General features: G+C 69.1%; 13 protein-coding genes and 1 pseudogene. 1 reads left to right on the top strand and 13 read right to left on the bottom strand.

The genetic code is table 11. The features are described 5' to 3' along the window. Window positions 1-59: 59 nt before the first annotated feature. From FNH08_RS25815 to FNH08_RS25785, 7 genes and pseudogenes are all read right to left on the bottom strand, one after another. Window positions 60-599: an arginine repressor gene (locus FNH08_RS25815; protein WP_152773934.1), complete on the bottom strand. Its 540-nt coding sequence runs from the start codon at window positions 597-599 to the stop codon at window positions 60-62. Window positions 600-606: 7 nt separating this feature from the next. Continuing rightward, entirely contained in the window at window positions 607-1,815 is a 1,209-nt protein-coding gene (locus tag FNH08_RS25810) for an acetylornithine transaminase (RefSeq protein WP_152773933.1), read from the bottom strand. Further along, window positions 1,812-2,720, bottom strand: a complete 909-nt coding sequence (gene argB / locus FNH08_RS25805; protein WP_152773932.1) for an acetylglutamate kinase — start codon at window positions 2,718-2,720, stop codon at window positions 1,812-1,814. Before argB ends, FNH08_RS25810 begins: the two co-directional genes overlap by 4 nt. Next, window positions 2,717-3,895 carry a bifunctional glutamate N-acetyltransferase/amino-acid acetyltransferase ArgJ gene (gene argJ, locus FNH08_RS25800; RefSeq protein ID WP_322725376.1) on the bottom strand — a complete coding sequence of 393 codons (1,179 nt, stop codon included), beginning with the start codon at window positions 3,893-3,895 and terminating at the stop codon, window positions 2,717-2,719. The genes argB and argJ overlap by 4 nt, the downstream gene beginning before the upstream one ends. After that, window positions 3,892-4,920, bottom strand: a complete 1,029-nt coding sequence (gene argC, locus FNH08_RS25795) for an N-acetyl-gamma-glutamyl-phosphate reductase (RefSeq protein WP_152773931.1) — start codon at window positions 4,918-4,920, stop codon at window positions 3,892-3,894. The genes argJ and argC overlap by 4 nt, the downstream gene beginning before the upstream one ends. A gap of 202 nt (window positions 4,921-5,122) precedes the next feature. Then, entirely contained in the window at window positions 5,123-6,208 is a 1,086-nt protein-coding gene (locus FNH08_RS25790) for an integrase core domain-containing protein (RefSeq protein ID WP_322725375.1), read from the bottom strand. Window positions 6,209-6,393: 185 nt separating this feature from the next. After that, window positions 6,394-7,303, bottom strand: a pseudogene (locus FNH08_RS25785) (arsenic resistance protein). 603 nt (window positions 7,304-7,906) lie between these two features. On the opposite strand from FNH08_RS25785, the gene FNH08_RS25780 reads away from it, so the two are divergent. Then, entirely contained in the window at window positions 7,907-8,260 is a 354-nt protein-coding gene (locus FNH08_RS25780) for a cupin domain-containing protein (protein ID WP_152773930.1), read from the top strand. Between the two features lie 74 nt (window positions 8,261-8,334). Here the strand turns inward: FNH08_RS25780 and FNH08_RS25775 are convergent, their stop codons facing one another. The 6 genes from FNH08_RS25775 to FNH08_RS25750 form a co-directional block, all read right to left on the bottom strand. Then, a complete protein-coding gene (locus tag FNH08_RS25775) occupies window positions 8,335-9,318 on the bottom strand; it encodes a D-2-hydroxyacid dehydrogenase (RefSeq protein ID WP_152773929.1) in 984 nt (327 codons plus the stop codon). Window position 9,319: 1 nt separating this feature from the next. Continuing rightward, on the bottom strand, window positions 9,320-10,771 hold the full coding sequence (locus FNH08_RS25770; protein WP_152773928.1) for an NAD-dependent succinate-semialdehyde dehydrogenase: 1,452 nt from the start codon (window positions 10,769-10,771) through the stop codon (window positions 9,320-9,322). Window positions 10,772-10,812: 41 nt separating this feature from the next. Next, on the bottom strand, window positions 10,813-12,093 hold the full coding sequence (locus tag FNH08_RS25765) for an NAD(P)/FAD-dependent oxidoreductase (protein WP_152773927.1): 1,281 nt from the start codon (window positions 12,091-12,093) through the stop codon (window positions 10,813-10,815). Between the two features lie 226 nt (window positions 12,094-12,319). After that, window positions 12,320-13,087, bottom strand: coding sequence for an amino acid ABC transporter ATP-binding protein (locus tag FNH08_RS25760; protein WP_322725373.1), 768 nt, complete (start codon window positions 13,085-13,087; stop codon window positions 12,320-12,322). Then, a complete protein-coding gene (locus FNH08_RS25755; protein WP_152773926.1) occupies window positions 13,084-14,040 on the bottom strand; it encodes an amino acid ABC transporter permease in 957 nt (318 codons plus the stop codon). Before FNH08_RS25755 ends, FNH08_RS25760 begins: the two co-directional genes overlap by 4 nt. Before the next feature lie 7 nt (window positions 14,041-14,047). Beyond that, complete coding sequence (locus FNH08_RS25750; RefSeq protein WP_152773925.1) at window positions 14,048-15,067, bottom strand: ABC transporter substrate-binding protein; 1,020 nt, start codon at window positions 15,065-15,067, stop codon at window positions 14,048-14,050. Window positions 15,068-15,163 lie beyond the last annotated feature (96 nt).

Raw genomic sequence — 15,163 nt, 5'->3', positions numbered from 1 at the left:
CCGGAACTCCGGTACGCCCCGCCCTCGTTGGTATCGGTGGTCGGCCGCTCAGTGGTTGTTCAGTGGTTGTTCTGTGCCAGCCGGAGCAGGTGATCGGCGAGCGCCTGTCCCCCGGTCGGGTCACGGCTGATCAGCAGCAGCGTGTCGTCGCCGGCGATCGTGCCGAGGATGTCCTGCAGTTCGGCCTGGTCGATGGCCGAGGCGAGGAACTGGGCGGCACCCGGCGGGGTGCGCAGGACCACGAGGTTGGCGGATGCCTCCGCGGAGATCAGCAGTTCCTGCGAGAGGCGCCGCATCCGCTCCTCCTTCGCCGACCCGCCCAGCGGTGCGCGCGGGGTGCGGAAACCGCCCTCGCTCGGGACCGCGTAGATGAGGTCGCCGTCGGCGTTGCGGATCTTCACCGCGTTCAGCTCGTCCAGGTCCCGGGAGAGCGTCGCCTGAGTGACGGTCAGCCCGTCGTCGGCGAGGAGCTTCGCCAACTGGCTCTGGGAGCGCACCGGTTGCCGGTTGAGGATGTCCACGATCCGGCGGTGGCGTGCGGTGCGGGTCTGCGGCACGGCAGGCCCTGTGGCGTGCTCGTGGTCCTGCGCCTGGCTCATCGTCGTCTCATTCCCCGGTTCGTGCGACCCCACTGGTCGCGTGCGCTGCGTCGAGGACTCCGGGCAGCGCCTGGAGGAAGGCGTCCACCTCCGCGTCACCGATGGTCAGCGGCGGCATGAGCCGTACGACATCGGGGGCGGGCGCGTTCACCAGGAGGCCGGCGTCCTGAGCCGCCTGCTGCGCCTGGGGCGCGAGCGGCTCGGTGAGCACGATACCCAGCAGAAGGCCCGCGCCACGGACATAGTCGATCAACGGGTGCCCGAGAGCCTCGATCCCACCGCGCAGCTTCTCGCTCGCGGACTTCACGTTCTCCAGCAGCCCCTCGGACCGGATGGTCTCCAGGACGGCGAGTCCGGCGGCGCACGCGACGGGGTTGCCGCCGAACGTGGTCCCGTGCTGGCCGGGCTGGAGCAGGTCGGCGGCCCGCCCGAAGGCGACGGTCGCGCCCAGCGGCAGCCCGCCGCCGAGGCCCTTGGCGAGGGTGACGACGTCGGGCAGGACGCTCTCGTGGGCCTGGTACTCGAACCAGTTGCCGGTACGGCCGACGCCGGTCTGCACCTCGTCGAGGACGAGCAGCGAGCCGGTGGCCGCGGTGATCGCGCGGGCGGCCTTGAGGTAGCCGGCGGGCGGCACGACCACGCCGTTCTCGCCCTGGACCGGCTCGATGATGACGAGGGCCGTCTCCTCGGTGACCGCGGCCGCCAGGGCCTGGGCGTCGCCGTACGGGACGTGGGTGACGTCACCGGGCAGCGGCAGGAACGGCTCCTGCTTGCCGGGCTGGCCGGTGAGCGCGAGGGCGCCCATGGTGCGGCCGTGGAAGCCGCCGTGGGTGGCGACCATGTGGGTGCGCCCGGTCAGCCGGCCGATCTTGAAGGCACCCTCGTTGGCCTCGGCGCCCGAGTTGCAGAAGAAGACCTTGCCGTCCCGGCCGAAGACCTCCAGCAGCCGCTCGGCGAGCGCGACGGGCGGCTCGGCGACGAACAGGTTGGAGACATGGCCGAGGGAGGCGATCTGCCTGCTGACGGCCTCGACGACGGCGGGATGGGCGTGGCCGAGCGCGTTGACCGCGATACCGCCGACGAAGTCGAGGTACTCCTTGCCGTCGGCGTCCCACAGCCTGGTGCCCTCACCGCGGACGAGAGGGAGCCTCGGGGTGCCGTAGTTGTTCATGAGCGCGCCCTGCCATCGCTGGGTGAGCTCTGCGTTGGCGGTCATTCGGCGTCCCCCTCTTCCGCATCGGGCACGACCATCGTGCCGATGCCTTCGTCAGTGAAGATCTCCAGCAGGATCGAGTGCTGGACCCGGCCGTCGATGACGCGGGCGGTCTGCACCCCGCCCCGCACGGCGTGCAGGCAGCCCTCCATCTTCGGCACCATGCCGGACGACAACTCCGGCAGGAGTTTCTCCAGTTGGGAAGCGGTGAGGCGGCTGATCACCTCGTCGCTGTTCGGCCAGTCCTCGTAGAGGCCCTCGACGTCCGTGAGGACCATGAGGGTTTCGGCGCCCAGAGCAGCAGCGAGTGCCGCAGCCGCCGTATCAGCATTGACGTTGTAGACATGGTGGTCGTCCTGGGAGCGGGCGATCGAGGAGACGACCGGGATGCGGCCGTCGGCCAGCAGTGCCTCGATCGCGCCGGTGTCGATGTCGGTGATCTCGCCGACCCGCCCGATGTCGACCAACTCGCCGTCGATCTCGGGCTGGTGGCGGGTGGCGGTGATGGTGTGCGCGTCCTCGCCGGTGAGGCCGACGGCGAGCGGTCCGTGCTGGTTGAGCAGCCCGACCAGTTCGCGCTGCACCTGTCCGGCGAGCACCATCCGTACGACGTCCATGGCGTCCTCGGTGGTGACCCGGAGCCCGGCCTTGAACTCGCTGACGATGCCGTGCTTGTCGAGGGCGGCGCTGATCTGCGGGCCGCCGCCGTGCACGACGACGGGCTTGAGGCCGGCGTGGTGCAGGAACACGACGTCCTGCGCGAACGCGGCCTTCAGGTCCTCGTCGATCATGGCGTTGCCGCCGAACTTGATCACGACGGTCTTGCCGTTGTGCCGGACCAGCCAGGGCAGCGCCTCGATGAGCGTCTGGGCCTTGGGGAGCGCGGTGTGCTTTCGCGTGGTGCTCATGACGAGTAGGCGCTGTTCTCGTGGACGTAGTCGGCGGTGAGGTCGTTGGTCCAGATGGTGGCGGTCTCGGAACCTGCCGCGAGGTCGGCGACGATGTGCACCTCGCGGTAGCGCATGTCGACCTTGTCGCGGTCCTCGCCGACGCCGCCGTTCTTGCAGACCCAGACGCCGTTGATGGCGACGTTCAGCCAGTCGGGCTCGAAGGCGGCGCTCGTCGTGCCGATCGCGGAGAGCACCCGGCCCCAGTTGGGGTCCTCGCCGTGGATGGCGCACTTGAGGAGGTTGTTGCGGGCGATGGAGCGGCCCACCTCGACGGCGTCGTCCTCGGTCGCGGCGTTGATCACCTCGACCTTGATGTCCTTGCTCGCGCCCTCGGCGTCGCGGATCAGCTGCTGGCCGAGGTCGTCGCAGACGGCCCGTACGGCCTCGGCGAACTCCGCGTGGTCCGGGGTGACTTCGGAGGCGCCGGAGGCGAGCAGCAGCACGGTGTCGTTGGTGGACATGCAGCCGTCGGAGTCGACGCGGTCGAAGGTCGTGCGCGTTGCCGCCCGGAGGGCCTTGTCCAGTGCGTCGCTGTCGAGGTCGGCGTCGGTGGTGAGGACGACCAGCATGGTGGCGAGGCCCGGGGCGAGCATGCCCGCGCCCTTGGCCATACCGCCGACGGTCCAGCCGTCCTTGGTCACGACGGACGTCTTGTGGAGGGTGTCGGTGGTCTTGATGGCGATGGCGGCCTTCTCGCCGCCGTGCGTGCTGAGCTGGGCGACGGCCTTGTCCACGCCGGGCAGTAGCTTGTCCATGGGGAGCAGCACGCCGATCAGGCCGGTGGAGCACACGGCGACCATGCCGGGGGCGTGGCCGCCCGTCTCGTCGTGTCCCGCGGTGTTGAGCGACTCGGCGACCTTCTCGGCGGTCGCATGCGTGTCCTGGAAGCCCTTGGGTCCCGTACAGGCGTTGGCGCCACCCGAGTTCAGGACGACGGCGGTCAGCTCGCCGCCCTTGAGGACCTGCTCGGACCACAGTACGGGCGCGGCCTTCACACGGTTGGAGGTGAAGACGCCCGCGGCGGCACGGCGCGGACCGTTGTTGACCACGAGGGCCAGGTCGGGATTGCCGTTCTCCTTGATCCCGGCGGCGATGCCGGACGCCGTGAACCCTTGTGCTGCCGTGACGCTCACGGTGCGACTCCGATCGTGGAAAGCCCGGTGGTCTCGTCGAACCCGAGGGCGAGGTTCATGCTCTGGACGGCACCGCCCGCGGTGCCCTTGGTGAGGTTGTCGATGGCGCTGATCGCGATGATCCGGCCCGCGCTCTCGTCGTACGCGACCTGCACCTGCACGGCGTTGGAGCCGTAGACGGACGCCGTGGCGGGCCACTGCCCCTCCGGGAGGAGGTGAACGAACGGCTCGTCGGCGAACGCCTTCTCGTACGCGGCGCGCAGGGACTCTCCGGTGACCCCGTCACGGGCCTTCGCGCTGCACGTGGCGAGGATGCCGCGGGGCATCGGCGCGAGGGTGGGGGTGAAGGAGACGGACACCCGCTCCCCACCTGCCGCGCTCAGGTTCTGGATGATCTCGGGGGTGTGCCGGTGGCCGCCGCCGACGCCGTACGGGGACATCGACCCCATGACCTCGCTGCCCAGCAGGTGGGGCTTGGGCGCCTTGCCCGCGCCGGACGTGCCGGACGCGGCGACGATCACGGCCTCGGCCTCGGCGAGCCCGGAGGCGTACGCGGGGAAGAGCGCCAGCGAGGCGGCCGTGGGGTAGCAGCCGGGTACCGCGACACGCTTGGACCCCTCCAGCGCGGCACGGGCACCCGGCAGTTCGGGGAGGCCGTAGGGCCAGGTCCCGGCGTGTGCGGAGCCGTAGAACCTCTCCCAGTCCCCGGCGTCCTTCAGCCTGAAGTCGGCGCCCATGTCGACCACGAGGACGTCCGGGCCGAGTTGCTCGGCGACGGCCGCGGACTGTCCGTGCGGCAGCGCGAGGAAGACGACGTCGTGTCCGGTGAGGACCTCGGCGGTGGTCTCGGCCAGGACGCGGTCGGCCAGGGGCAGCAGGTGCGGCTGCAGCGCGCCGAGGCGCTGGCCCGCGTTGGAGTTGCCGGTCAGGGCGCCGATCTCGACCTCGGGGTGCGCCAGAAGCAGACGCAGCAGTTCCCCGCCCGCGTAACCGCTCGCTCCCGCCACCGCTGCACGTACCGCCATGGAACCCTCCTCTTGGATGGCATGACTATACGTTTCTCTGCACGTTTATGCAATCCATGCAGTCCTGTGCGGGCGCGGCCCGTGCGACGGAGAATTTTAGTTGGCACACGGAGCAAGCTAGTTGGCAAATCTTGGTCCGATCACGCTGTGTTGCGGGCAGTACCGGCGAAACTGCCGCTGCCGAATATGTCATCCGGACAGGTCAGGCTGCGTTTCGGTACTCGTGGATCACTCCGGAGAGCCGGTCTCGGCGGCGTATGTCCAGACGGGAGATTCGCCTGAGATCGGTGATCGGTTCGGGAACGGCGCGCAGTGGCGCGGCCTGGTTCATTGCTTGGTGGGGCCGGTGGGTGTTGTGATGCTGCTCGAACTGGCGGAGGGCGTGGCGCAGGTGGCGCTCGTTCCAGACGAGGGTGCGGTCCAGGAGTTCGTGGCGGCAGGTCTGGACCCAGCGCTCCATGATGGCGTTCATGCGCGGCATCCGGACACCGGTGAGCACGACCTGGACGCCGGCGGCTGCCAGGATCTGGTCGAAGAGTGCAGGGAACTTCGAGTCCCGGTCCCGGATCACATACTTGACGGTGGTCCCGACGTCCTCCAGGTCCATCACCAGGTTTCGTGCGGCCTGGCTCACCCATTGCGCCGTGGTGCCGAGGATCCGGATGCGGCGGGTGACGTGCTCGATGACCGCGAGGATGTACTGGCTTCGGCCGGTCAGGGTGATGGTCTCGATGAAGTCGCATGCCAGGAGGGCGTCGGCCTGGGAGTGCAGGAAGTCGGTCCAGGTCGTGGCGGACCGGTCCGGCGCGGGGTGGATGCCCTCGGTCTTGAGGATCTCCCAGACGGTGGACGCGGCGACCTTGATGCCGAGGGTGGCGAGTTCACCGTGCACCCTGCGGTAGCCCCACGACGGGTTCTCCCGGACCAGGCGCAGGATCAGGATACGGATCGACCGAACGGTGGGCGGCCGGCCCGGCCTCTTCGGTCGGCAGGTGCGGGCGCGGCGCCGCTTGATCAGGTCGCGGTGCCATCGCAGCACGGTGTCGGGCTGGACCAGCAACCGAAGCCCGCGCAGAACCCGGCGCGGCAGCGGCACCAGCAGAGCGGCGAGGAAGGTCCGGTCTTCCGAGGCGAACTTCACCCGGTCCGCACCGAGCTCCCGCTCGAGGACCGTGATCTGGTGGCGCAGGGCGAGAATCTCCGCGTCCTTGTCGCGGTCGCTCATCGGTAGCAGCCACAGTGCGGCGAACGCGTTGGTGACGGTCAGGTAGGCGAGACGAAGCAACACGAGTGCTCATCCTGCCGCAGCACCGAACAAGCCCCTGAACTACAGGGATGACATTCTCGGCAGGCACAGTGCCCGCCAGCCGCAGGACCGGCCCGAGGACGTACAGCAAGGCGGAGTTTGGACAGCACGCGGCCTTCCTGGCGAGCCTGATGTCCCGGTGCTCGCTCGGGTGATCCCCCCTCGAGTCAGCGAACGGTGGCAGGTCGACTTTCGGGGACCAGCCAAGGAACCAGGCGGACGTAGATGACCATGCCGATCACCTCGACCAGGGTCTGGGTGACCACGACCACGGCGGCGACGGCCAGGGCATCAGGCAGCGGCAGGACGACGAGGGAGTTGCGGGTGGCGCCGGTGAAGACGATCGCGCGGCCGGCCGGGGCGTTCAGGCGGAAGAGGCGGGCCACGGCCTTGCCAGCGAACGCCTGGGGAGCAGGAAGACGACGTAGAACGGGACGACCGCAACGACGTCGCCGAGGCTGTCGTCGAGCTTGGGGATCTGGGAAGCGACCACGACGAGCAGGGTGGCGGCCATCAGGGGCACCATCGTGGTGGTCGCCGCGGCGGAGACCTTCTGTCCGGCCGGGCGGCGCGCGGACCATGCCTGCAGGGCCCATGCCAGGGCCAGCGGGATGACGATGAGGACCAGGAACGCCTCCAGGAACAGCCCGGCCTCGACGATGTCGGCCAGCTCCGAGCCCATGAACAGGTACAGGAACAGCGGCAGCAGCGCCATCTGCGCGATGAGCAGCAGCGGGGTGGCGGCCAGCAAGCGGCGGTTGGAGCCGCCGGCCAGGCCGGAGAAGACGATCACGTAGTCCACGCACGGGCACAGCAGCACGAGCAGGACCCCGAGCCGTACGGCCTGGTCGGCGGGCAGGAACGCGAACATCGCGGCGACTATGAGCGGCACCACCACGAAGTTCACGTCAGCGCGGCGGACACGAACCGGCCGTCGCGCAGCGAGCGGACCAGCTCGGCCGCCGGAACCTGCAGGAAGGTGACGAACAGCAGCGCCCCGAGCACCGGGTTGATCGCATGCTCCAGGCCTGGACCGGCCGCCGGGGCGGCCCAGCCGAGCAGGGCTCCGGCGGCCATCGCCGCCAGGTAGATCGCGACCTGGTGGTGCTCCAGCCGCTCGACCAGGCCCTGCGGCCCCTGCTGCGACACCCGAACTGCTCCTTCGTCTCCACTGAGGGCCGTCGGCGGCGGCCCCACTCCCATCCTCACAGACCACCCGATCGGGGAAGCTGCCCGCCCTGGCGGGCGAGCAACTTGGCGCTCCACCACCACGTACTGCACCGCCACGTGCGCTTTCGGCTCTCCTGGGATCGACCAGGCTGACAACGTCGCTCCCGGCTTCCCTCCTGACACATCGTCCGGTCATCGTGCCCGCATTGGACAGATCACTCATGGGCTCCGTACGGAGCGTCGGAGATCTTCGAAGGAGCCCGGGAGCCACACGTTTCACGCCGCCGGCGCAGGCCGGGCAGCACCGCCTCAACGCCTGCGGGCCGACTATGCAGCACCTTCGCGTAGCGCCCACCCCGGGCGTGTCGGTCCATCGTGCGCCGAGAGCGTGGCGGGCAGCCGTCAGGTCCTGCTTCGAGACGTGCGATGAGTCCGGTCGTACTCGGCCAGGTGACGCCTTGAATGTCCGCTGCCGATTTTCGTCATTGTCAACTCAACTGGAGAAAGAGCATGGCGCTCCTGAAGACCATCGATCCCTACCCCTCGTTCACACCTCAGGAGTCCGGCCCGCTGCCGGAACGCCTGATTTCCGGTGACCCGACTTACAAGACGTGGGCCCAGGACGCCGCCCGCGGGGAAACGGTCAAAACGGGTGTCTGGGAAGCCACGCCCGGCGAGACGCACTCGATCAAGGGCGAGCTCTTCGAGTTCTGCCACATCCTTTCCGGCGTCATCGAACTCACGCCGGAAGGCGGCGAGCCGGTGGTCTACAGGGCAGGCGACAGCTTTGTCATGAAGCCGGGCTACGTCGGTGTCTGGAAGACCATCGAAACCGTGCGCAAGATCTATGTGACCGTTTCATAGACCCAGCTCGGCGATGCGGTACGAGGCGATGGGACCGGGCGGCTACCGCCCGGTCCCATCGGTGCTGCTCGCCTTCAGGCGGGGTGCGTGCCGTCGACCACGTATCCGCGCCGCTTGTCCACCACATTGCGCAGCGGCCGGCCCTCGATGTGCCGGGTGAGGTTGTCGAGGAACACCTCGACGAGCGCCTCCCGCTCGCTGGTGGTCTCGCCCGCCGTATGGGGGGAGATCATCACGCCGGGCATGTTCCACAGAGGGGATTCGGCAGGCAGCGGCTCCTGGGCGAACACGTCCAGGGCTGCGCCGGCGAGGCGTCCGGCGGCGAGGTGGTCGACCAGCGCCTCCTCGTCGACGAGTCCGCCCCGGCCTACATTGATCAGCCGGGCCCCCGGCTTCATGGCCGCCAGCACGGGGGCGTCGACCATTCCCCGGGTGCCCTGCGTGAGGGGAGCGGCCAGGACGACGTAGTCCGCTTCCGTCAGGGCGGAACGCAGGGTCGCCCCACCGTGGACCGTGCCGAAGTCGGGGTCGTCCGTGCGGGGCGCGCGGCCGGCTCCGCTCACCCGCATCCCGACGGCGCGCAACAGCCTGGCGATGGCCCGCCCGATCGGCCCCGTCCCCCAGACCAGCACGGTGCGTCCGGTGATGCTGTCGCTGGGGCGCGGACGCCACTCGCGGCGCCGCTGGTGCTCCCACGTGCCGGGGAAGTCCTTGGCGAGGGAGAGGATCAGGCCCAGGACGTACTCGGCGGTCGGCTGCTCGTAGACCCCGCGGGCGTTGGTCAGGACGACCTGCGGATCGTCCACCAGGGCGGGGAACAGGAAGGAGTCCACGCCTGCGGAGGACGCGTGCACCCAGCGGGGCGCCTTGTGCGGATCATCGGGCCATGCCTCTCGGATGGCCGGGGTGATGTTCACCCAGGCCAGGAGGACGTCGGCGCCGGGCAGGAGGTAATGCAGCTCCTCCTCGGTGGCGTAGACGGTGTCCGCGAGGCGTTCGATGAGTGCGGTGGCGGGGGGCCGGTTGCCGCGGTAGAGGACGACGAGTCGGTCGCGCATGTCAGGCCCCGATGGGGACGGCCAGGTACTTGTACTCCAGGAACTCGTCAATGCCGACGCGTCCGCCTTCGCGGCCCAGGCCGGACTGCTTGACGCCGCCGAAAGGCGCGGCGGGGTTGGAGACCAGTCCGGTGTTGATGCCGATCATGCCGCTTTCGAGGCGTTCGGCGACCCGCAGGGCACGGTCGAGGTTCTGGGTGAACAGGTAGGCGGCCAGGCCGAATTCGGTGTCGTTGGCGGCGGCGACGGCCTCGTCCTCGGTCTCGAAGGTGCGGATCGCGGCGACCGGGCCGAAGATCTCGGAGTCGATGATCGCGGAGTCGGGGGCTATACCGGTGAGGACGGTGGGCGGGTAGAAGCAGCCGGGGCCCTCGGGGAGTTCGCCGCCGGTCAGGACGGTGGCGCCGCGCTTGACGGCGTCCCGCACCAGGTCGTGTGCCTTGCTGCGGCCGACGACGTCGATGAGGGGGCCGACATCGGTGCCGGGTTCGGTGCCGGGCCCGACGGTGAGGGCGGCCATGCGGTCGGCCAGGCGGGAGGCGAACTCCTCGGCGACGGAGGTGTGGACGAAGATGCGGTTGGCCGCGCAGCAGGACTCGCCCATGTTGCGCATCTTGGCCACCATGGTGCCCTCGACGGCCACGTCGAGGTCGGCGTCGTCGAAGACGAGGAGCGGGGCGTTGCCGCCCAGTTCCATGGAGGTGCGGATGACAGTGTCGGCGCACTGGGCCAGCAGGATCCGGCCGACCTGGGTCGAGCCGGTGAAGGACAGCTTGCGGATCTGCCCGCCGCGCAACAGGGGTTCGACGACGCCGGCGGCATCGGAGGTGGTGACGACGTTCAGCACCCCGGCCGGCAGACCCGCTTCCGTGAGGATCTGAGCCAGGACCAGGCTGGTCAGGGGCGTCTGGGGGGCGGGTTTGAGGACGATGGTGCAGCCGGCGGCGATGGCGGGGCCGATCTTGCGGGTGCCCATGGCCAGGGGGAAGTTCCACGGAGTGATGAGCAGACACGGTCCGACGGGCTGACGGGTGACCAGGAGACGATTCCTGCCGTCGGGGGCGGTCATCATGCCGCCGTCGACACGGACGGCTTCCTCGGAGAACCAGCGGAAGAACTCGGCGCCGTAGGCGACCTCGGCACGCGCCTCGGCCAGGGGCTTGCCCATCTCCAGGGTCATCAGCAGCGCGAGGTCCTCGGTGCGCGCGATGATGATGTCGTAGGCGCGACGCAGGATCTCGCTGCGCACGCGCGGCGGGGTGGCGGCCCAGGCGGCCTGCGCGGCGACCGCCGCTTCAAGGGCACGCCGGCCGTCGCCGGGTGAGGCGTCGGCGACCTGGCACAGTTCCTCGCCGGTGGCCGGGTTGTCGACGGACAGGGTCCGGCCGGACTCCGCGTCCTGCCAATCGCCGCCGATGAACAGCTGCTTGGGAACATCACGGACGACAGTCATCGTGGGTGTCTCCTTGTGGGTGCAGAGGGGCTGCCGACCGGTCAGCGGATGCGGTCGAGCGTCTTGTAGTAGGCGCCCGCGAAGGGCAGGAACCAGGCGGTGCCGTTATAGAGGGGGATGCGGGGTGGGGCGATGTCGCGGACGGGGCTGACCTCGGGGTGGCCGTCCATCACCTCGGCCATGACCTGCCCCATGTGGGTGGCCATCTGCACGCCGTGGCCGGCGTATCCCATGGAGTAGTAGACGCCGTCGTCGGTCTGCCCGGCGTGCACGATGCGGTCCATGGCGAAGCCGACGGAGCCACCCCACACGTACTCGATCTTTGTGCGGGAGAGCTGGGGGAAGATCCCGCACATCTCACGGAACAGGACGGCCCCGCTCTTCTTGTCCGAGGTGGGGTCGGACGGCGCGAAGCGGGCGCGGCCGCCGAACAACAGCCGGTTGTCCGGAGTGAGCCGGAAGTAGTGGCAGACCTGGTTGGAGTCGACGATGAGGCGGGCCTTGGGGATGATGTCCCGGGCGAGTTCCTCGCCGAGCGGCTCGGTGACGATGATGAAGCTGCCCACGCAGACCTGCTGCCGGCGCAGCCAGGGGAAGTTCCTGTCGGTGTAGGCGTCGGTGGCCATCATGACCTGCCCGGCACGGATCACACCGCGCTCGGTGCTGACCTCGAACCGTCCGGCGGCGGTACGCCGCACGCCGACGGCCGCGTTGCGCTCGTGGATCTCGACACCGCTGCGCTCGCAGGCCTCGGCCATGCCGCGCACGAATCGACCGACGTGCAGGGCCGCGCTGAACGGGTCGAGCAGGCCACCGTGGTAGGTGTCGGAGCCGATCTCGGAACGCAGCTCGGCCTTGCCGATCAGAGTGGTCTCGTGTCCGAAGTGCTTGGCCAGAGCGCGCTGTTGGGCCTTCTTGCTCTCGAAGTGGGCGGGGCGGGAGGCGACGCCCAGGCGTCCGACGCGGCGGAACTGGCAGTCGATGGACTCCTCGTTCACGAGCCGTTCGACGGTGTCCACGGCCTCGCCGTAGGAGTTGTAGATCTCGCGGGCCCGTTCGAGTCCGTAGCGGCGGATGGCCTGGCCCACGCCGATGGTGAAGCCCAGGTTGGCCATGCCGCCGTTGCGGGCGGAGGCTCCGGAGCCGATCTGGCCCTTCTCGACGAGGGTGACGCGGGCGCCTTTGCGCGCGGAGTGCAGAGCCGTGGACAGACCCGTCAGGCCGGCGCCGATGACCACCAGGTCGGTGTCCTCGGTCAGCGGCTTGCCGGATCGGTCGGGAAACGCCCCGGCGGTTTCTATCCAGTAGGGAATCGTCTTCATGTCGGGTCCTTAGCGGGGAGTTTCGAAGTGGGGGGTGACCGGGCACCGCCCGGAGTTCGCGGACTGAGAGATGGTGGGGACGCTGACGCCGGCGAGGGCGAGTTCGACGTCGTATTGGAAGTGTTGAGGACGCGGACGGACGGGAGGCGGACGTTGCGTCACCCGCGGTCGGCCGGCGACTTCTCCGCGCTTGTCGGCACGGCCGCTTCCGCGTGTCCAGCCGCTTCTACAGCACCCTTTCGAGGAAGGCCTGCGTGCGCTTCTCGCGTGGGTTGGCCAGCACTTCGCGTGCGTCGCCGCGTTCGACGGCGATGCCTTCGTCCATGAAGAGGACTTCGTCGGCGACCTCGCGGGCGAAGGCCATCTCGTGGGTGACGAGGAGCATGGTCATTCCGTTGCCGGCGAGGTCGCGCATGACGGCGAGTACTTCGCCCACTCGTTCGGGGTCCAGCGCGCTGGTGGGTTCGTCGAACAGCATGATGGTGGGTTCCATCGCGAGTGCGCGGGCGATGGCCACGCGCTGTTGCTGGCCGCCGGAGAGCTGGGCGGGGTACTTGTGTCCGCAGCCCGAAAGGCCGACGCTGGCGAGCAGTTCCTGTGCCCGCTCCCGGCAGGCGACGCGGTCCTTCTTCTGCACCAGTACCGGTCCGGACATGACGTTGCTCTCGGCGGTCATGTTGGGGAAGAGGTTGAACTGCTGGAACACCATGCCGATGCGGGCGCGCTGTTCGGCCAGCCGCTTGGGGCGCACGGCGTGGTAGGCGTCGTCCTTCTCGACGTAGCCGAAGTCCTCTCCGTTGACCTTGAGGACTCCGCGGTCGACGGTCTCCAGCCCGTTGATGCACCGCAGCAGGGTTGATTTGCCCGAGCCGCTCGGTCCGATGATGCAGGAGATCTCCCCGGCCGCGACGGTCAGGTCGATGTCCCGCAGGACCTGGTGACGTCCGAAGCTCTTGCACAGCTTGCGTGCGACGATGGTTCCGTCCGGGTTCACAGCAGCGACTCCCTCGTAGGGGGAACGAGTTGACCGGCCCCGGGCTCGGCCGAGGTGGCGGCCGGGGTCAGCCGTGTCCGGGTGGAGCGGGAGAAACGGCGCTCGATCATGGACTGCGGCACGCTCAGCACCAGCGTCATGATCAGGTACCAGAGGCTGGCCACGATCAGCAGCGGGATCGTCTGGTAGGTGCGGGCGTAGATCGCCTGGGCGCTCTGCAGCAGATCGGCGACGCCGAGCACGCTCACCAGCGAGGTCTCCTTGAGCATGCCGATCACCTGGTTGCCGGTGGCGGGGATGATCGCCGGCATCGTCTGCGGGATGATCACGTGGCGGAGCTTGGTGAACCCCGACATGCCCAGGGACTCCGCGGCCTCGTGCTGCCCGCGGCTGACCGAGGCGAACCCGCCGCGGATGATCTCGGACATGTAGGCGGCCTGGTTGAGCGTCAGTCCCACGATGGCCGCGGTCATCGGCGTCATGATCGCGTTCACGTTCACCGGCGTGGAGATGTCGGTGAACGGGATGCCGATCGACAGGTTCGGGTACAGCGCCGCGATGTTGAACCAGAAGACCAGCTGCACGAGCACCGGGGTGCCGCGGAAGAAGGTGATGTAGAGCTGGGCCAGCCCGGAGACGGGCCGCTGGTGCGACATGCGCATCACCGCCAGCACCAGCCCCATCAGCGTGCCCAGACCCATGCTCGCCGCGGTCAGGAGCAGCGTGACCAGCAGGCCGTTGAGGATGGTCTGCGTGGTGAAGTAGCTGAACACCACGGGCCAGCGGTATTTCTCGTTCGTCACCGCGGTCCACACCAGACCGGCGACGATCGCGATGGCGACGGCCCAGGCGACGTAGTCGCGCGGACGTTTCGGCGTGATGCGCTTCTTCTCTTCGGCCCGTATAGATGGCACCGGTCCGCTCCTGGTCGTCGTGGTCTCGATCACGTCCATCGGCGTCTCAGTCCTGCGGGACGGCCGTGGCCGCGGTCTTGATCCCCAGGTCCTGGAGCCCCCAGCGGCCCAGCGCCTGGGCGTACTTGGGGCTCTCGATGATCGCCTGGAGGGCGGCCTGCACCGCGGGGGTCAGCGGGGAGTCCTTCTTCAGGGCGACGGTCACGGGCTTGGTGGTCACCAGGGGCTTGAGGACGTCGAACGTCTTGGGCTGCTGCGTGGCCGCCCACTCGAGCGCGACGAAGTCGTACATCACGGCGTCGATCCGCTTGGAGACCAGCTGGGTGAGAGCGTCGTTCACGCTGGGCAGGCTCACGGCCTTGATGGCCGGCTTGCCCTTGCTCGTACAGTCCTGCTTCGACAGCTGGGGCAGCCACTGAAGCTCCTGGGTGCTGCCGGACGTGACACCGACGTGGTGTCCGCACAGCGTGTGGGTGCCCAGTTTCTGCGGGTTGCCGTAGGGGACGGACACTCCGGTCCCGGCCTTGAAGTAGTCGACCATGTCGAGCGCCTTCAGCCGGTCCGTCGTGGCGCCCATGGTGGAGACGGTGAAGTCGTACCGGTTGGCCTGCAGGCCGGTGATGATGGTGTCGAACTTGACGTTGTTGATCTGGAGCTTCAGGCCGAGTTCGGCGGCGACCAGCCGGGCCACGTCCGGGTTGAATCCGATCGGGGTCTTGTTGTCCGACGCCATGAACGTGGTGGGCGGGTACGACAGGTCCATGGCCACCGAGAGCGTGCCCTTGGCCTTGACCGCCGCGGGCAGCAGCTTCACCGCGTTCTGGTCGGGCTTCACACCGACCGAGATGTCGTCGGTGTACTCGGCGGACGGGCCGGATCCTCCGCCCTGTGCCGTGCTCTTCGCCCCCACGTTCTGCCCGGTGGCGCCAGCTCCGCACGCGGCGAGCGCGAGGGCCAGGGCGGTCGTGACGATCGGGATGCTCAACTGCCTGTTGACCCGCATGGCGGCCGCCACGGCGCCTGCGGTGCGGCGTACGGTTCTGCGGCCTGTCCGGTTGTTTTCCATGGCGGTGCCTCCTGGGGAACGCGGGGATACGGGGAGCCTGTGATGCGAGGGACACGGGGGCCGTGATGCGGGGGATACGGGGAGCCCGTGATGCGG

This window comes from Streptomyces spongiae (assembly GCF_009377185.1).
In the GTDB taxonomy this organism is placed as follows: Bacteria; Actinomycetota; Actinomycetes; order Streptomycetales; family Streptomycetaceae; genus Streptomyces; species Streptomyces spongiae.
This window is presented reverse-complemented; position numbering and strand designations above follow the sequence as displayed.